This window comes from Pontivivens marinum (assembly GCF_900231835.1).
In the GTDB taxonomy this organism is placed as follows: Bacteria; Pseudomonadota; Alphaproteobacteria; order Rhodobacterales; family Rhodobacteraceae; genus Pontivivens; species Pontivivens marinum.
Map to the genome: position 1 here is coordinate 236,043 of NZ_OCTN01000005.1, position 16,435 is coordinate 252,477.

The 16,435-nt window shown below is 60.5% G+C and carries 18 protein-coding genes; 10 read left to right on the plus strand and 8 right to left on the minus strand.

What is annotated here, in order from left to right:
• Nucleotides 1-6 precede the first annotated feature (6 nt).
• The 6 genes from CR254_RS13250 to CR254_RS13275 all read right to left on the minus strand — a co-directional run bounded on the left by CR254_RS13250 (nucleotide 7) and on the right by CR254_RS13275 (nucleotide 7,050).
• Nucleotides 7-2,997 (minus strand): MlaD family protein, encoded by a 2,991-nt coding sequence (locus tag CR254_RS13250; RefSeq protein WP_245851639.1) that lies wholly within the window; start codon nucleotides 2,995-2,997, stop codon nucleotides 7-9.
• A 10-nt stretch (nucleotides 2,998-3,007) separates the two neighbouring features.
• Entirely contained in the window at nucleotides 3,008-3,628 is a 621-nt protein-coding gene (locus CR254_RS13255; protein ID WP_097930735.1) for a paraquat-inducible protein A, read from the minus strand.
• Nucleotides 3,625-4,227: a paraquat-inducible protein A gene (locus CR254_RS13260; RefSeq protein ID WP_245851629.1), complete on the minus strand. Its 603-nt coding sequence runs from the start codon at nucleotides 4,225-4,227 to the stop codon at nucleotides 3,625-3,627. The genes CR254_RS13255 and CR254_RS13260 overlap by 4 nt, the downstream gene beginning before the upstream one ends.
• A 170-nt stretch (nucleotides 4,228-4,397) precedes the next feature.
• A complete protein-coding gene (hslU, locus tag CR254_RS13265) occupies nucleotides 4,398-5,705 on the minus strand; it encodes an ATP-dependent protease ATPase subunit HslU (RefSeq protein WP_097930739.1) in 1,308 nt (435 codons plus the stop codon).
• A 43-nt stretch (nucleotides 5,706-5,748) separates the two neighbouring features.
• Nucleotides 5,749-6,303 (minus strand): ATP-dependent protease subunit HslV, encoded by a 555-nt coding sequence (gene hslV, locus CR254_RS13270; RefSeq protein WP_097930741.1) that lies wholly within the window; start codon nucleotides 6,301-6,303, stop codon nucleotides 5,749-5,751.
• A 102-nt stretch (nucleotides 6,304-6,405) separates the two neighbouring features.
• On the minus strand, nucleotides 6,406-7,050 hold the full coding sequence (locus tag CR254_RS13275; protein ID WP_097930743.1) for a rhomboid family intramembrane serine protease: 645 nt from the start codon (nucleotides 7,048-7,050) through the stop codon (nucleotides 6,406-6,408).
• 531 nt (nucleotides 7,051-7,581) lie between these two features.
• Here CR254_RS13275 and CR254_RS13280 point away from each other — a divergent pair.
• The 5 genes from CR254_RS13280 (at nucleotide 7,582) to CR254_RS13300 (ending at nucleotide 10,850) form a co-directional block, all read left to right on the plus strand.
• Complete coding sequence (locus tag CR254_RS13280) at nucleotides 7,582-8,436, plus strand: PaaX family transcriptional regulator C-terminal domain-containing protein (RefSeq protein WP_097930744.1); 855 nt, start codon at nucleotides 7,582-7,584, stop codon at nucleotides 8,434-8,436.
• 146 nt (nucleotides 8,437-8,582) lie between these two features.
• Nucleotides 8,583-8,768, plus strand: a complete 186-nt coding sequence (gene hemP, locus CR254_RS13285) for a hemin uptake protein HemP (protein ID WP_102882796.1) — start codon at nucleotides 8,583-8,585, stop codon at nucleotides 8,766-8,768.
• Nucleotides 8,765-9,256 (plus strand): hypothetical protein, encoded by a 492-nt coding sequence (locus tag CR254_RS13290; protein ID WP_097930748.1) that lies wholly within the window; start codon nucleotides 8,765-8,767, stop codon nucleotides 9,254-9,256. The genes hemP and CR254_RS13290 overlap by 4 nt, the downstream gene beginning before the upstream one ends.
• 29 nt (nucleotides 9,257-9,285) lie before the next feature.
• Complete coding sequence (locus CR254_RS13295) at nucleotides 9,286-10,545, plus strand: imelysin family protein (protein ID WP_097930750.1); 1,260 nt, start codon at nucleotides 9,286-9,288, stop codon at nucleotides 10,543-10,545.
• 59 nt (nucleotides 10,546-10,604) lie between these two features.
• Nucleotides 10,605-10,850: a DUF1289 domain-containing protein gene (locus tag CR254_RS13300; RefSeq protein WP_097930752.1), complete on the plus strand. Its 246-nt coding sequence runs from the start codon at nucleotides 10,605-10,607 to the stop codon at nucleotides 10,848-10,850.
• A 3-nt stretch (nucleotides 10,851-10,853) separates the two neighbouring features.
• Here the strand turns inward: CR254_RS13300 and CR254_RS13305 are convergent, their stop codons facing one another.
• On the minus strand, nucleotides 10,854-11,333 hold the full coding sequence (locus tag CR254_RS13305) for a Dps family protein (RefSeq protein ID WP_097930754.1): 480 nt from the start codon (nucleotides 11,331-11,333) through the stop codon (nucleotides 10,854-10,856).
• Between the two features lie 62 nt (nucleotides 11,334-11,395).
• Nucleotides 11,396-11,815: a hypothetical protein gene (locus tag CR254_RS13310; RefSeq protein ID WP_097930756.1), complete on the minus strand. Its 420-nt coding sequence runs from the start codon at nucleotides 11,813-11,815 to the stop codon at nucleotides 11,396-11,398.
• Nucleotides 11,816-11,893: 78 nt separating this feature from the next.
• Between CR254_RS13310 and CR254_RS13315 the strand changes: the two genes are divergently transcribed.
• From CR254_RS13315 to CR254_RS13335, 5 genes are all read left to right on the plus strand, one after another.
• Nucleotides 11,894-13,423, plus strand: a complete 1,530-nt coding sequence (locus CR254_RS13315) for a di-heme oxidoreductase family protein (RefSeq protein ID WP_180955994.1) — start codon at nucleotides 11,894-11,896, stop codon at nucleotides 13,421-13,423.
• The gene (locus CR254_RS13320; protein WP_097930758.1) at nucleotides 13,423-14,427 is read left to right on the plus strand and encodes an imelysin family protein; all 1,005 of its coding nucleotides are present in this window, start codon (nucleotides 13,423-13,425) and stop codon (nucleotides 14,425-14,427) included. The genes CR254_RS13315 and CR254_RS13320 overlap by 1 nt, the downstream gene beginning before the upstream one ends.
• The gene (locus CR254_RS13325; RefSeq protein ID WP_245851631.1) at nucleotides 14,427-15,482 is read left to right on the plus strand and encodes a DUF1513 domain-containing protein; all 1,056 of its coding nucleotides are present in this window, start codon (nucleotides 14,427-14,429) and stop codon (nucleotides 15,480-15,482) included. Before CR254_RS13320 ends, CR254_RS13325 begins: the two co-directional genes overlap by 1 nt.
• A 144-nt stretch (nucleotides 15,483-15,626) precedes the next feature.
• Entirely contained in the window at nucleotides 15,627-15,839 is a 213-nt protein-coding gene (locus CR254_RS13330; protein WP_097930762.1) for a hypothetical protein, read from the plus strand.
• Nucleotides 15,836-16,321: a hypothetical protein gene (locus tag CR254_RS13335; protein ID WP_097930764.1), complete on the plus strand. Its 486-nt coding sequence runs from the start codon at nucleotides 15,836-15,838 to the stop codon at nucleotides 16,319-16,321. Before CR254_RS13330 ends, CR254_RS13335 begins: the two co-directional genes overlap by 4 nt.
• Nucleotides 16,322-16,435: the final 114 nt, after the last annotated feature.

Genomic DNA, 16,435 nt, shown 5'->3' on the forward strand with positions numbered 1-16,435 from the left:
ATGCGGTCAGCGACCGATCAGCAGCGAGTTCGGGTTACGCTCAATCTGACGCACCAATGCGGTGATCGCACGGGCAGTGTCGCGGAATTCACGGATGGCGCGCAGGGCCTCATCATTCACAACAGAGCCCTCGCCATAGGCGGCAATGGTCGCGCTAGACTGCACGCTCAGCGCATCCAGACGCGCCAGCAGATCAGGCACATCAACGGCAGCCAGACGAATGGCCTCCATCGTGCGTTCAGCCGCGCTCAACGTATCGCCCAGCCCCTGTGCAACGCCCGCACCGCGCAAATCCTGCAAGGTCAGCCGCACCTCGCGCAGGGCCTCGGTCAGGATCGCGGGCAGGTCCTGCGCGCCGGGTGCGGCAAGGATCGCATCGGCGCTGCGCAGCACGTCCTGTGCGGTTTGGGCCAATTGGTCCAGCTCGACATTCTCTGCGTCCGAAACCACGGCACCGATCCGCTCCATCAGCTCAGGCACGCCATCTGTCGCCTGCGCAACACTGGCCGCCGCACGGCCCGCATCGGCCAGTGCGGTTTGCAGGCGTTCGCCCAGCTCCGCCGCGACCAGATCGTCCAGCAAAGCGCGCGCACTGCGCACACCCGCACTGATATCTGCCGGAATTGCCTGCGTGGATGGGTCCTCCAGCAAAGCACGTAATGCGGCCAGCGAAGCCGTTGCCTGCGCTGGCAATGCCTGGGTCTGCGGGTCGGACAGGATGGTATCAACCTCCGCGATTACGCCACTCAGCGCATCCGGAATGGTTTTGGAGGCTTCGGCGATTTCCGACAGGCTTGCCGCCGCCTGCGTGGCAGAACTCAGCGTTTCGCCCAGCAATTGCGCGACATTCGCATCATCTATCGCGGCCAATGTGCGGTTGATCGTGACCAAGCTGGCCAAGGTTTCCGCAGGCAATGCTTGCGTTGCCTCATCATCCAGAATCCCCCGTGCCGATCGCAGCACACCCGTCAGTTCCGCCGGAGCAGCCGCCAGTTCGGGGTTGGACAGGAACGTATTCGCCGTATTGGCCAGCGCATCGACATCCTCAATCAACGCGGCCAGTGTTTCGGGCAGGTCAGCGGCACCATCGGTCAGCGCGGCAATGCCAGTGGCGGCCGACGCCCCCTCCTGCAATGCAGTGGCAAGACGCCCCGCAATATCCGCTTCGCCAAATTCAGCCAGAATATCCTCGGCCTGCGCCAATGCACGGCCCAGCGCATCCGGCGCGGATTGCAGGGCGGGGCTAGACGTAACCGCCTGAATATCCGATAGCAATGCCGCCGCCTGGGTCGGCAGGGAACGCGCCGCCGGATCATCAATCAGACCCTGCGCCGAGGACACAAATTCCTGCGTTGCGCGCAATGTCGCGGCAAGGTCGGGCGTCAGTTCGCTGGTCGTTTGATCCACGGTCCGCGCCAATGCGGAAATATCGGCAACCGTCGTGGTGAATGCCTCAACCAATGCGGCCTCCTGCGCGTCCTCCAGCAAACCACGCAGAGCGGTCAGACCGGCCAGCAATTCACCCGGCGCCTGTTTCACACCATCCGATTGCAGCAACCCACGCAGATCGGAGATGGCGGCATTTGCCTCCACCGGAATTTGGCGCAATTCGGGATCGCTGAGCAGCGAGGTAACTGCGTTCAATGCCTGTGTTGCGGCAGTCATGATCGCCTCAACCGGCAATTCGTCGATACGGGTGATCAGCCCCTCCGCCGTTTCGGCCAAGCCTGATGTCGGCGTTTCAACCGTTGGAATCCGCGGGAAGGGACGGTTATCCAGATTCAGCTCCGCCGGTTCCGCATCCGGAATTTCGGCCAGTTCGATGCTTTGCGACCCGGACAGAATGGAGGGGGAGGTCAATTGCGCGCGCAGGCCGCTATCCGCAACCAGTTCACCCAACAGCGCAAGGGTCAGGCTGGCATCCGCCCCCGATGGCAGGCCAAATCGGCCCGGCTCAATCTCAAACGCGGCCAACAGTTCAACCGCGCGGCTGCCCTGCTCACCGGCCAATCGGGCCGAGACACTGGTAACGGACCCGACCGGAATCCCGCGATAGGACACCTGCGCCCCAACGCGTAAGCCGTTGACCGAACCCGGGAAAACCGCAGAGATCGTTACCGGTGCGCGCACCAGCGTATCAAATAGCGAGGATCGCGCCGTGTCTGCATCGGGGTACAGCCGGAACGCCCGCTCCGCCGTCACCTGTTTGCCATCAGGAAACACGGTGTCAAATGTAACACCGCCGCGCAGCAGCGCCGTCAGGCTGCCCACATCCAGCGACGCACCGCTGGTATCAAGGTTGAAGCTAAATCCCGACGCATCCCAGAACCGCGTCCCCTCATTGATCAGATCATTATAGGGTTCACGCACAAAGGCGGTATAGACGATGCGACTGCCATCATCGGACAGCGCTACATCCTCAACCTGCCCGACCTCGATCCCCTTAAACAGCATGGGCGACCCGATCGAAATCGAGCTGGCCAACGACGTGTTCAGCGTCAGCCGCAGGCCCGGTTCATCCAGTGGCGTCAGGGGCGCGCGCTCCAACCCGGTGAAATCATAGGCAGTGCGACCCGGATTCATTGGCAATTGAACGCTCAGATAGGAGCCGCTGATAACCGTGCTAAGCCCCGAAATGCCCTGCGCGGTAATCTCGGGCTCCACGATCCAGAACACCGCCTCGCTGGTCACATAGGGGGCGATTTCAGGCTCTAGCCGGATATGTACCAACACGTCATTCAGGCCGGCGCCAAAGCCGACTTCCTCAACATGCCCAATCGTCACATCGCGGTATCGTAACACCGTTTGCGACGCCGAAACCCCAGAGGCGCTGGCGAAATGCACAACCACAACAGGCCCGCGCGAGGTAAAGGTCTGCACCGTCACCACAGCCGCCACGATCAACGCAACCAGCGGAATCGCCCATACCAGCGAGAAACGTTTCCATAGCGGCGTATGGGCTTCCGTCTCGATCCGGGGCGCGGGGGGCTGCGGCATGTCAGTCAATTCAGATATCCTTCGCCGTACTCTCAGGCTGATCCCAGATCAGCCGTGGGTCAAATGACTGCGCCGATAGCATTGTAAATGCCACGGACAGTGCAAAACAAACTGCGGCCGGACCGGGATGCACGCTTGCTGCTGCGCCCAGTTGCACCAACGCCGCCAACAACGCCACTACGAACACATCGATCATGGACCAGCGCCCAACGAATTCAATGATTTCATGCAGGTGAACCCGCGAATGGCGGCTCAAACCACTGGGCCGCGTGACCGACCACGCCAATAATGCAATCACGCCAAACTTACTCAACGGAACCACCACCGACGCGAAAAAGATAATGGCCGCAATGCCGTAGGCGCCCGCCTCGACCAGAACCACAACACCACCGACAATGGTATCCTCATGCGTCGTGGCCAATTGCCGTGTGGCCAGCATCGGGTACAGGTTGGCCGGAATATAGGCGATGACCCCAACGATCAGCCACGCCCAAACCCGTTGAATACTTTGGGGTTTTCGTGAATGCAGCTTTGCCGCACAGCGTCGGCAAGTGGTCTGGTCTGCATTATGCACCAGCTCACACCGATGGCACGCGACCATGCCTGCCTCACGCGCTGTGGTGACGCTCATTTCTCATCATCCAGAATGGACCAGATCGAAGCCGAATCCGTGATCTGACGCTCAAATGCAATGATAACGACCGCCGCGCAAAATGCCCAAAAGGCAGGGCCAAATCCGATGGTGGCCAGATCCGCCACCTTGACCAAGGCAACTGCGGACCCGAGCACGAAAATCTCAGCCATGGACCATGGGCGCAGCGCCTCTGACCAACGGAATACCCGTGCAGCATGGCGCGGGGCGGCCCCCCCACGCCATAGTGGAAACAGGGCGTAGACCAGAAAACCCACGCGCATCAGCGGGATAGCAATAATGCTGGCCGTAACCGCAGCCGTTAGCGGGATCAACCAACCGGTCAGGAATGCCGCCGCAACACCCAGCAAAGTCGTGGTGTTGCCAAAGCCCAATTCCTCAATCGACAGGAACGGAAAGAACAGCGCAAACAGGATCAGGATCGCCACAGCAAAGGCCATGGCCAGCGTGCGATCCAGCGATGTTTGCCGCCCCGAAACCAGCATTCTGTCACAGCGCAGGCAATAGGCCCGCTGTCCGACCCGCAGGTCAGGCACATCGTGTAGCGCGTCACAGGAGGGGCAAGCGAGTAATGTCATGCAGCCAAGATAGTGCATCCGCGGCCATAGGCCAGCACCGCAAATCCGAATTTATCCACAGGCTGGAAAGTGGCTGCTTTCCGGCTGCTCTGTGGCTGGCAGAATCTGCCCTATCGCATTCTGGAAATATCCCCGCCGGAGGCATTCAACCGGCGGGGATATGCGCCACGTTACAGGACGTAGCGGCTCAGATCGGTGGAGCGGCTCAGCTCTCCCAGATACTTTTCTACAAACTCAGCGTTCACCACGACCGCCTCACCGGAACGATCCGGCGCGGTAAAGCTTAGCTCCTCGAACACCCGTTCCAGCACGGTGTACAAACGTCGCGCACCGATATTTTCGACGTTGCTGTTCACCTCCGCCGCGATGCGGGCGAGGTTTGAGATACCGTCATCGGTGAACGTAACCGTCACGCCCTCCGTTCCGAGCAGAGCGGTATATTGGCGGGTCAGGGCATTGTCCGTCTCCGTCAGAATCCGCACAAAATCGCTCTCGGTCAGGGCGCGCAGTTCAACACGGATCGGCAGGCGACCCTGAAGTTCGGGCAACAGATCCGACGGCTTTGCCACGTGGAACGCACCCGATGCGATGAACAGGATGTGGTCGGTCTTCACCGGGCCATGCTTGGTGGAAACGGTCGTTCCCTCGATCAAAGGCAGCAGATCGCGCTGCACACCCTCACGGCTAACCTCACCACCACGGCCATCCTGTTTCGAGGCAACCTTGTCGATCTCGTCAATGAAAACGATGCCGGATTGTTCAACGACCTGCACCGCCTCACGGGTCAGAGCTTCCTCATCCAGCAGTTTATCTGCTTCCTCAGCGATCAGGATTTCATAGCTGTCGGCCACGCGCAGGCGTTTTTTGGTTTTACGCCCGCCCATCGCCTTACCGAACAGCGACCCAAGGTCCATCATCTGACCACCACCGGGGGGCATTCCGGGAATTTCCATATTGCCCAGCGGGTTCGAGGTATCAGACACCTCAACCTCGATTTCCGTATCGTCCAGCAGGCCGTCGCGCAGTTTTTTGCGGAACATGTCGCGGGTTTGCTCGCGTGCTCCCTCACCGGCCAATGCGGCGATGACGCGGGCCTCGGCGGCCTCATGCGCCTTGGATTTGACCTCCTCACGACGGTATTCGCGAGTCATCACGATGGAGGCGTCCACCAGATCGCGGATGATCTGTTCCACGTCACGGCCGACATAACCGACCTCGGTGAATTTGGTTGCCTCAACCTTGATAAACGGGGCGCGGGCCAGTTTGGCGAGGCGGCGCGAGATCTCGGTCTTACCTACGCCGGTGGGTCCGATCATCAGGATGTTCTTGGGGTAAACTTCCTCGGCCATGGCATCGTCCAGCCGTTGGCGGCGCCACCGATTGCGCAGGGCGACGGCGACGGCACGCTTTGCGTCCGCTTGGCCGATGATAAAGCGATCCAGCTCCGAGACGATCTCACGGGGGGTCAGGTCGGTCATGTAATGTCCTCTCCTAAGGGCAGAGATAGGGGGTAGCCGGAGGTCAGATGACCTCAACCGTGGCGTTGCCATTGGTGTAGACGCAGATATCGGCGGCGATGCTCAACGCACGGCGGGCAATTGCCTCGGCGTCCATATCCTGATCCATCAGCGCGCGTGCTGCGGCCAGTGCGAAATTACCGCCCGATCCAACTGCCGCGATGTCATGTTCAGGTTCCAGCACATCGCCCGCGCCGGTCACGATGAACAGGTCGGTCCCGTCGGTGACGATCAGCATCGCCTCCAGATTGCGCAGGTATTTGTCGGTGCGCCAATCCTTGGCCAGATCAACGCAGGCGCGGGCCAGTTGGCCGGGGGTTGCCTCCAGCTTCGTCTCAAGCCGTTCCAGCAGGGTAAAGGCGTCGGCGGTTGATCCGGCAAAACCGCAAATCACGTCCGAACCACCGGGGCTGAGCCGCCGGACCTTACGCGCGGTGCCCTTCATCACGGTGGGGCCAACGCTGACCTGACCGTCGCCCACAACGGCAACGCGGCCGCCCTTGCGCACCGCGACGATGGTTGTGCCGTGCCAACCGGGGAAACGTGTGTCGTCGCTCATATCGCTCTCCTCATGTCGTCGTTCCGTGGCAGATAGGGGCTGCAAGCGGGATTTGACAGGGCAGAAGCATGCGGCGCGGATATTTCGGGAATGCGAGGCCGCTCAGCGCGCGGTCCGGGCACGACGCAACAGCGGTGGCGCAATCAGCCATCCGGCCAGCGCGCCGCCCAGATGCGCCTGCCATGCCAGCGTGCCACCCAGCCCGAAATGCAGCGCGATGTTCAGCACCGTCATCGTGCCGATAAACTGCAAAACCGGTGTGATCGGCCGACCGCTGGCGCGCAGGGCTGTAAACTCCCACCGCTTCCACGCGGCCATAAAGCCAAAGGCAGCGCCGGACGCGCCCACCATCGGGATCAGGCCGTCCGGTCCCAGCAGTGCAAATCCCGCACCGCCCGCAATGGCAGTCACCGCAAACAGCACCAGCATCCGCAACTCACCACAGAACATCACAACCATGCGCCCGATGGACAGCAGGATCACCGTATTCATCACCACGTGGATGATACCGCTGTGCAAAAAAGCGTGCGTTATGAACATTGAATAGGGTTGCAGATCAAAGGCCGGCTGCACCTCGTCAAAGATCAGCGGCCGCCAGAACGCGCCATGGGTATAGGCCCAGCGCCGTGTGATATCGGTCAGGCCAAGGTCCGATAGTTGCAGCAGCCCCTCGATCGCCAACAACAGGACTGTCAGCGCCCATAGGGCACGCATTGGCGGGGTCGCGGGGGGCTGTTGATCTGTCATTCCTATTGCTTACGACAGTCCGCCCCAGATGCAAATCATGATTAATGCACCGATCTTATGGAACCAATTCAATGTTCGATTGTTGAGCAGTAATGGATTGCGCCAAAATTTCAGCTAACTAATCCGTTGTTCTAACTGTAGTTTTACTGAATCATCTTGTTTGGAAAGAGCAAACCATCGGAATGCAGGTAAAAATCGCGGTCACGCAAAATAGCGCTACGAAACCGGATTTGGCCGCTGATATTGCAGGTGCTTCACAGCGCCACATGATCCGCGATCTGCCTGCACGCAATTACGATGCAGATAACCGCCGTGATTTGCACGCGGAAATGTGGTACGCTTCTGGTAGCGACCACCGCCCAATGCGGGCGCATGACGGGATCAGCGCGCATGCGTTTGGCCGGTCAGCGGCTGAAATACCGGGCTTTATTGATGTTGATGTGCGCGTGGGGGCCGCACTTGTCACTTGTGATTACGCCGACTGCATCTGTGCGTCGCGGGATCGCAGGTTGAGTAAAGTGGACCCCCCTGATGACAACCTTCGAAGATCCCCCACCCGACCCGATTATCGAGCATATGCGCGGTGGCGATATGCGGGTTCGCAGCCTTCTGATCACGATCTATGAGGATCTGATCCTGCCGCGTGGTGGTGAGGTGGGGATCATGGCGCTGCAACGCTTGTTCGAATTGCTGGGGTTGGAGGCAGGCGCCGTACGCACTGCGGTTTCGCGACTGGTGGCCGATGGGTGGTTGATCCGCCGGCGCGACGGGCGGGCCAGCTTCTACCGGCTGGGCGACACGCAAATCCAGACATATGCCGATGATGCACGGCGCGTTTATGCGGCGGTCGGACGGGCCACTGGCAATACCTGGATGCTCGTTCATCATCACGACGCGGATTTGCTCGGCACCGCGGCACGTCTGAAAGGCGCGGGTTTTCTATCGCCTAGCCGTGACGTTTTCATCTGGCCTCTGTCGCGCCCGATCCCCGAAAACGTCATTCCGGCGGATGCGATTGTAAGTCGCGGTGTGTTGTTGTTAAGCGCTCAGCACCGTGCCGCCCTGTGTCCACGGGGAACGCGGGCGGCCTATCTGGCCTTGCTCAAGGACATCACGCAGGTGGAGCACAAGTTGGAGGATGTCACGCTGGATACCTCGCAGGCGATGGCCCTGCGGCTGCTGTTAATCCATCGCTGGCAGGCGATCCTGCTGTCGCATCCGGAATTATCGACCGAGATCGAGCCGGATGACTGGCCATGTGAAAATGTACGCGCGCGGGTTGCCGGCCTTTACCAGCGCGTGCAGCAGCAAAGTGAGGAGTGGCTACGCTCCCACGCGCCTGAGACGACAGGCACGGCATGGGCGGATTTACCGACCCGTTTCTGAACCCGTTTGGGCGCCGATTTCTCGCCCGATGTAACCGAGCAAAAAAGTCGGGATTGACATGTCCTACTATTTTAGTCAGTTTACTCGGAAGTTAAGCCAGCGACATACGGTTGCGAGCCAGAATGTTCAGAAACGGAAAGATAGACATGTCCGAGTCCTGTGCGACGGCCGCAAACCCGCAACGCAACCGCATTGATACGATTGAGGCGAACCGCCCGATCCATGATGCCCGCGTCCTCGTCGGCAGCGATGGCAAGGCTGTTATCCGTCTGGGTGAGACAGAATACACCCTGCGCATCACACGCCAGAACAAGCTGATCCTGACAAAATGACCTATCACGATCGCGATACAATGCCGCCACGTGGCGGTGCCGCTGTGGGTCATTTGAGCGAGCTGCCCCGTTTGGAGGCAGCGGCCATTTGCTATCTACGCCTGTGGTGCGCCGGAACCGAGGGGCGCGACGAGCTGATGCTGGCCTTTACCGATCTGGCCCCCACCGATGCCGCCCAGCGCGCCGAGGGTTTTGCCGAGCTGGTTCGCCTGATGCTGGAAACCGCCCGCCGCCCCCTGCAACGCCGCCATCTGGGCTGTGCCTGTGTATCGGGCGATGAATGTGCATTCGGCCATATGGTCGCCTGCGCCGCGATGGGCGAGCGTGAGGAGGCGATGCTGCTGGCCTCACTGCTGGTTCAGCCAGATGCATGGCTGCCACTGAGCCTGCAAGCGGAACGAATCGGGCTGGAAATCGCCCAGATGCACGTTCCCGCACCAAACATGACGCGCGCCACCCATACCGCGCCCAGCCGTAAGCCAAACTGAAAAAGCCAACCCTAAGAAAGACTTCGTTTATGCGACATCTAACTCTCGGCCTGCTGGCCGCCACTTGCCTGACAGCCCCCGCATTTGCACAGGATCGCGCCGCGGTTCTGGACACCTATGCGAACATCGCACAGGCAAAATTCGCGGACAGCCTGACGACTGCGCAGCGCTTGCAGGAAGCCGTTGAAACACTGATCGCGGCCCCCTCGGCCGAGGCACTGACCGCCGCACGTGCCGCATGGATTGCATCCCGCGTCCCCTACCAGCAGACCGAAGTTTACCGTTTCGGCAACGCCATCGTTGATGAGTGGGAGGGCAAGGTGAACGCATGGCCCCTCGACGAGGGCCTGATCGATTACGTTGATGCATCCTATGGCGGTGCGACCGACGAAAACGAATATGCCGCGCTGAACGTTATCGCGAACCCGACCTTCACCCTGTCTGGTGAGGAAATCGACGCGACCCATATCACTCCGGCCCTGCTTGAGGGCGCTTTGCACGAAGCTGATGAAGTCGAGAGCAACGTCGCGACCGGCTATCACGCCATTGAATTTCTGCTCTGGGGTCAGGATCTGAACGGTCATGATGCCGGCGCGGGTGAGCGTCCGTGGACCGACTACGCACTGGGTGATGACTGCACCAACGACAATTGCGACCGTCGTGGTGAATATCTGTCCGCAGCAACGGCGCTGCTGGTTTCCGATCTGGAGTGGATGACAGAGCAATGGGGCGACAACGGCGCCGCCCGTGTTGAGCTGTTTTCCGACGAGGGCGCAGGCATTTCCGCCATGCTGACCGGTATGGGCAGCCTGTCCTATGGTGAGCAAGCGGGTGAGCGGATGCGTCTGGGCCTGATGCTGAACGATCCTGAGGAGGAGCACGATTGTTTCTCCGACAACACCCACAACTCGCACTTCTATGACGGTCTGGGCATCTGGGGCGCATATAATGGCAGCTATACCGGCATTGATGGTCGCGTGGTTTCCGGCGCGTCGCTGTCCGAGCTGGTCGCGGCGGCTGATCCTGCTGTGGATGCAGAACTGTCGGCAAAGCTGGACGCAACTGTTCTGGCGCTTGGCCGTCTGAAATCCGCAGCCGAGGCTGGTTTTGCCTATGACATGATGCTGGAGCGCGGCAATGAAGCCGGTGAAGCATTGGTTATGGGTGGCGTGAACGCGCTGGTCGATCAGACACGGTCCATTGAGCGTGCAGTTGCTGCGCTGGAAGTTGCCTCGATCGAGTTTGAAGGCTCCGACAGCCTCGACAACCCAACGGCTGTTTTCGAGTAAGCTGATACTATACGGTTCGGGCGCAGCAATGTGCCCGAACCACCCCCGGAGCGATCTAGATGAGCAGTAAGACCCCAAGCCCCTGCATCGGCGTTTGCAAGTTTAAACGCGAGACGCATTGCATCGGTTGCTCGATGACCAAAACCCAGAAATCGATGTTCAAAACGCTCAAAGGTGAAAAATACCGTCGGGCATTTCTCACCTTTGTCATTCATCAGCAAAGTGCCCTTGGGCGATATCGCCACTGGGCACCGGCATATCTGAAACGCTGCGCCAAAAAGGGTGTCAGCGTTGATTTGCCCTAGGGATTAGCCACGACCCTTGGTGTGGGCGCGCAGCATCCATGCAAACTTGTCATGCACCATACCGCGTGAAATCAGCAAATCCTGCGTCAGCAGATCGCCATTCTGTTCAGCAACAGCAGCAGCACCGGACATTGTCTTGGACAGGGTCATCTGTGCCTTTTGCAGGTGGCCGATCATCTCGACATCGGTGTAGTGACCCTCAAGCTCCTCAACCTTGGACCGCGCGATCATGCCTGCCAGCGTTCCCTCGGCGTGCATGTCGAGCATTTTGATCCGCTCCGCCAGGTCGTCCTGACCGGCAAAGTGATCCTCGTAAATCGTCTGGAACAGCGCGTGCAGCGGGCCGAATGTGTTGCTTTCGACGTTCCAGTGGAAGTTCTGTGCCATCATCGTGGTGACAGCGGTTTCCGCGACGGCCTGATTCAGAGCATCCGCAATGGCGGCTTGGGCGTCAGGGGTTAGATCAAGTGCGATATCTGCCATTTTATGTTCCATTCACGGTTTGGGGTCTGGCTGCGCGTTGGCTCGACCATATTAGAATAATTCTAATGTAGTGCAGAAATCCGATCTGCCAACCCACAAATCAGCATTCTGAAATAACGTTGCGACTGTGCTTGCACTCGCGCGCGGATCAAATGCTCGACCGAGGCGGTGTCGCCTGCCATTCGACGCTCCAACAACCGCAACAGCCAGCTTTCATCAAAGCTGCGTTGTAACGTGCGAGGGGCGTAGAAAACCGGCTCGCGGCCCAATGCCTCGCTCAATGTAGCAACCAATATCTGCGCAAATGGTTCCACAGGCCCGTGCGGCGAAAGGACGCGACAGGCCTGCCACAGTTCTGTGCGGCGACCGGCGCGGCACTGTAATGCCGTTATACGCAACAGGGGCAGGGCGTAATCCGCCTCGATATGCGCAGGCGTTACGGCGGGTTGTGCCGATAGATGCAGCGGTGCAGGCTGGGACATGAGCGTGCTTTCGTCTGGCGGAGTCCAATGAACGGGTCTATACCTGACTAGTCTTATCGGAAATATTGAGCCCCATCAATGCGCAGCTTTGTCACAGCACTCGCCCTTATCGCACTGCCCGCCGCCGCAGATACGCCGCTGGACATGCCACATCTGGATATCATCCCCCGCACCGCAGCCGAGCGTGAGCGTATCGCTGCTGTAATTGCTGAAGCTAACGACACTGCCACCGGCGATACCGTTCACCGGTTCGAGCGGATGTCGGCCGGTGCCACAACATCCGAGGCGGCGGCGAATGGCGATGCGTTTTCACACCCCTCGGCCAATCTTAGCTTTGAGGAGCGCGGCGATTTTTTCATCGGCAACGGCCTGTTCCGGCGGCTATGGGCGACTGCGCCTGCCTCAACCATCGCGTCTGACGGCTTGGGGCCGCTATATAATGCGCGGTCGTGCCAGCGTTGCCATCTAAAGGATGGTCGCGGGCACCCGCCTGAAAATACCGATGATCTGACGACCTCGATGCTGGTGAAAATCGGTGTGGTCGGGCTGGATGCGGACCCTGCCTTGCTGGACGCGATCGAGGATTATGTCGGGGCCTCTGCGCATCCGGTCTATGGCGGGCAGCTACAGGATCGCTCCATCGCGGGTGTGCCGCCGGAATATAAGCTTGGCATCACCTATGAACCGTTTGAGGTCACCCTGAACGGTGAGGAGCCTGCGATTCTGCGCCGCCCGACCTATGAAGTCGGCTCCCCCGCCTATGGTCCGCTGGGCGACAACTGGGCGATCAGTCCGCGCATTGCGCCGCAGATGATCGGCCTAGGCCTGTTAGAGGCGATCGCCGTTGAGGATATTCTGGCCCTGACCGACCCTGATGATGCCGATGGTGACGGCGTTTCAGGCCGTGCGCAGGTGGTATGGTCGGATGAGTTTGACCGCGCGCTGCTGGGCCGTTTCGGGCTAAAGGCAGGCGATCCGACCCTGCGGGAACAGGCGGCTGATGCATTCTCGAACGATATCGGGATTTCCAGCCCGATCCTGCCCAATGATCACGGGGATTGCACCGCAGAACAGGCCGAATGTCTGGCCGCGCCGGGTGGTGGGTCGCCCGAACAGGACGGTACCGAAGTCGCACAAAACGCACTGGATCTGGTGACATTCTATTCCGCCAATCTGGCCGTGCCCGTGCGCCGTGATGAAGGGGACGCCGCCGTTCTGCGTGGACGCGCCGTGTTTCACGAGGCTGGCTGCGCCGCCTGTCACAACCCGACCTTTGTCACGCACCGCCTACAGGATGGCGGGCCGCAGAGCTTTCAATTGATCTGGCCCTATACCGATATGTTGCTGCACGATATGGGCCCCGATCTGGCCGATGGTCTGCCCGAGGGGCGCGCCAGCGGGCAGGAATGGCGCACGCCGCCATTGTGGGGCGTCGGCTTGACCCAAACGGTTAGCGGGCACACCTATTTCCTGCATGACGGGCGCGCGCGGTCCCTGACCGAGGCAATCCTGTGGCATGGGGGTGAGGCGGAAACCGCCCGCACCAACGTACAAGAAATGACGCCCGACACGCGCGCCGACCTGATCCGCTTTTTGGAGAGCCTGTAATGCGCCTATCCGCCCTGTATACCGCCCTGTTCCTGCCCGTTGCCGCCTTTGCCCAGACGGATACCCAGATCAACGCGGGGATCGTGGACCAGATTGTCGAGGGGCACATCCTGCCCGGTTTCGCCACGTTTGAGAGCAGCACTGTGCCGCTGGCCGCTGCGCAATGCGATGCGATGACCGCGCCCTATCAGGACAGCTTTGACGCGTGGATGGGGGTCAGCCACCTGCGCTTTGGCCCGTCAGAGCAGGAGGAGCGCGCCTTTGCCCTCGCTTTTTGGCCGGATACGCGGGGGGCGACACCGTCCACGCTAAATGCGCTGCTGGCCGAGGATACTCCGATAGCCGAGATGGATTTCAGCGAGGTTTCGATCGCCGCACGCGGGTTCTTTGCGCTGGATTGGCTGCTTTACGATCCGCAGGCGCCACAGATGGTCGTTGGCGCCCGTGCCTGTGATTTGGCCGAGGCGATTGCCGATGATATCAACCGCATCGCCGTTGATCTGAACGCTGCATGGCAGGATGAGGCCGCACTGCTCAGCAATCCGGGGGCGGGCGGCAATTACAGCTATCTGACCTATGATGAATCGCTGCGCACGCTATATGGCAGCCTGATTAACGGCCTTGATGTAACGGCGGAGCAACGTCTGGGCCGCCCTATGGGCACGGTCGAGCGGCCACGCCCCATTCGCGCCGAGGCACGACGTTCCGAACGATCCCAGCGCAATGTGGTTCTGTCGATTGCGGCGCTGTCTGATCTGGCCGATCCCTTTGCGGAATTCGCCCATGATGGCGGTGATGAACGCCTGCGCGCACAGTTCGCCGCAGCACTGCGCGGGGCGGAACGTTTGCCAGATCCGACATTTTCCGACACCGACACAGTTCAGGGCCGGTTTCGGGTGGAGTCAGTGCAAAGCCGCCTGAACTCGATCCGCGATATGCTGGGGCTGTTGGTCGCGCCGGCGCTGTCAATCTCGCAAAGCTTTAATGCGCTGGACGGTGACTGATGCAACGGCGGCATTTCCTGACAACCTTGGCCGCGGCCAGCGTTGCCCCCTCGGTCAGCTGGGCTGAGGCGGGCGATGCGCGGTTTCTGAGCGCGGCGCAAAATGCCGATGGCAGCTATGCGCTATACGGTCTGAACGCGGCGCTGGACATCGCATTCGCCCATCCACTGCCCGCACGCGGCCATTCGGGCGCCGCGCATCCGCACCGCGCCGAGGCGGTTATGTTTGCCCGCAGGCCCGGCCGCTTTGCCTATGTTCTGGATTGTGCGACCGGCGTGATCCTGAACCATCTGGCCCCGCCAGAGGGGCGGCATTTCTATGGCCACGGTGCCTTTACCGCCGATGGCACCATGCTGCTGACCACGGAAAGTGAATATGCCACCGGCGCAGGTCGGATCGGGCTGTGGGATGTGGCCGCAGGATATGTGCGCACCGGAGAGATTTCCTCGGGCGGGATTGGCCCGCATGAAATTATTCGCCGGTCCACCGGTGGTTTTGCCATCGCCAATGGCGGCATACGCACCCATCCCGATACAGGGCGTGAGAAGCTGAACCTAGACACGATGCAGCCCAACCTGACCCTGCTGGCCGAGGATTTGAGCGAGCTGTCCCGTATGACCCTAGGCTCGCAGGACCGGCTGAACTCGATCCGCCACATTGCCGAGGGGCCGCAGGCCAGCGTTGCCATTGGCATGCAGTGGAATGGCGACTTGTCTATTCAACGTCAGCCCGTCGCAATCGTCACCGCCACGGGCGATGTTATCCGGCCCACAGTGCCCGATGGCCTGATCGGGCGGATTCAGGGCTATATCGGCAGCATCGCGGCGGATGCGGACAGCATCGTCGCCTCTGCCCCGCGGGGTAGTTGTGCGCTGACCTTTCACAATGACGCCATGTCCGGCGTGATACCGGCACAGGATGCCTGTGGTTTGGCCAGTGGATCGCAGGGCATTGTCCTGTCGCAAGGTACAGGCCGGATTACCGTGCCCGGCACATCGCAGGCGCAGGATCATCCGGTGGCGTGGGATAACCACATGGTTGCTGTTCACGCCTGAGGTCTCAACCTTGTGAATGCTCCGTTTCAACAAGGGCTTGCTAATTCCGATTAAATCAGTCAGATAAATACCTGACTGATTTAATATCCTATTCAAGCCGCAGAATTGCATCGCCAGATGGGTCAACCGAACCGGAACCATGGCATGTCTGATATCCTACGCTCACTACTGGCCGCCGATGGATTGGCGCAGCAGGCTGGCATCGCGCTGAAACCCGAATTGCGCGCGGCATTGCTGGCCGAGCTACGCTTTCCCGCGAAATCCTCTGGCCCGATGCAATCCCATATGCCCGATCATGCAGGCGATAACGTGATCCCTCTGCCCACCATGCGCGATCCCAGCAGGAGGTCCGGATGACCGCCGCCACGAACCTGGTCGAACGGCCTGTCAGCCTGCTGAATCCGGTGGAGCGGACGGTCCTGACCGTGATGCGCCATTATCTGAACGCCTTTATCACACCCGAAACGCAGGGCTGGCGCCACGCCATGGCTGCCGCAACCGGCGTGTGGGGCGAGGCGCGGGGGCTGGCAATTGCCAATGCCATTCAGGAATTCCTGAGCACGGTTTTGCAGCATCGCCCCGTTCCCCTGCGCTATAGCGACCCACTGGACTTAAGTGCCCGTGGATATGTGACGCAGGACGAGGATACCGTGTTGAGCCTGATCGCCAATATGCGCCATGACCGTGTTACGCTGGCCCGCGATATGATTGGGCACCTGACCGACGGGCGCATTCATGCGCAGGTGGTGCGGACGGGATTAAACCTGGCCAACCGGCTGGACCCCTGCACCGATACAGGTCCACCACCAAAGCGCCCCCACCTGCGGATCGTGCGGTGAGCGTGCGCCGCCGCGTTGTCGTGGCGCTTGCCACACGACGCCGCATCTCCATGGCCACCATATGGCACCTGCTACAGGATGCGCTGCGTCCTGCGATACCGAAATCATGCAACG

What these genes read in the sequence shown, in the direction of transcription:
- CR254_RS13310 (WP_097930756.1), bottom strand. Translation starts at nt 11,815, where the DNA reads ATGTCCCAGCCTGCACCGCTGCATCTATCGGCACAACCCGCCGTAACG.
- CR254_RS13250 (WP_245851639.1), bottom strand. Translation starts at nt 2,997, where the DNA reads ATGCCGCAGCCCCCCGCGCCCCGGATCGAGACGGAAGCCCATACGCCG.
- CR254_RS13290 (WP_097930748.1), top strand. Translation starts at nt 8,765, where the DNA reads ATGACCTATCACGATCGCGATACAATGCCGCCACGTGGCGGTGCCGCT.
- CR254_RS13295 (WP_097930750.1), top strand. Translation starts at nt 9,286, where the DNA reads ATGCGACATCTAACTCTCGGCCTGCTGGCCGCCACTTGCCTGACAGCC.
- CR254_RS13260 (WP_245851629.1), bottom strand. Translation starts at nt 4,227, where the DNA reads ATGACATTACTCGCTTGCCCCTCCTGTGACGCGCTACACGATGTGCCT.
- CR254_RS13325 (WP_245851631.1), top strand. Translation starts at nt 14,427, where the DNA reads ATGCAACGGCGGCATTTCCTGACAACCTTGGCCGCGGCCAGCGTTGCC.
- CR254_RS13280 (WP_097930744.1), top strand. Translation starts at nt 7,582, where the DNA reads ATGACAACCTTCGAAGATCCCCCACCCGACCCGATTATCGAGCATATG.
- hslV (WP_097930741.1), bottom strand. Translation starts at nt 6,303, where the DNA reads ATGAGCGACGACACACGTTTCCCCGGTTGGCACGGCACAACCATCGTC.
- CR254_RS13330 (WP_097930762.1), top strand. Translation starts at nt 15,627, where the DNA reads ATGTCTGATATCCTACGCTCACTACTGGCCGCCGATGGATTGGCGCAG.
- CR254_RS13255 (WP_097930735.1), bottom strand. Translation starts at nt 3,628, where the DNA reads ATGAGCGTCACCACAGCGCGTGAGGCAGGCATGGTCGCGTGCCATCGG.
- CR254_RS13300 (WP_097930752.1), top strand. Translation starts at nt 10,605, where the DNA reads ATGAGCAGTAAGACCCCAAGCCCCTGCATCGGCGTTTGCAAGTTTAAA.
- CR254_RS13275 (WP_097930743.1), bottom strand. Translation starts at nt 7,050, where the DNA reads ATGACAGATCAACAGCCCCCCGCGACCCCGCCAATGCGTGCCCTATGG.
- CR254_RS13315 (WP_180955994.1), top strand. Translation starts at nt 11,894, where the DNA reads ATGCGCAGCTTTGTCACAGCACTCGCCCTTATCGCACTGCCCGCCGCC.
- CR254_RS13335 (WP_097930764.1), top strand. Translation starts at nt 15,836, where the DNA reads ATGACCGCCGCCACGAACCTGGTCGAACGGCCTGTCAGCCTGCTGAAT.
- hslU (WP_097930739.1), bottom strand. Translation starts at nt 5,705, where the DNA reads ATGACCGACCTGACCCCCCGTGAGATCGTCTCGGAGCTGGATCGCTTT.
- CR254_RS13320 (WP_097930758.1), top strand. Translation starts at nt 13,423, where the DNA reads ATGCGCCTATCCGCCCTGTATACCGCCCTGTTCCTGCCCGTTGCCGCC.
- hemP (WP_102882796.1), top strand. Translation starts at nt 8,583, where the DNA reads ATGTCCGAGTCCTGTGCGACGGCCGCAAACCCGCAACGCAACCGCATT.
- CR254_RS13305 (WP_097930754.1), bottom strand. Translation starts at nt 11,333, where the DNA reads ATGGCAGATATCGCACTTGATCTAACCCCTGACGCCCAAGCCGCCATT.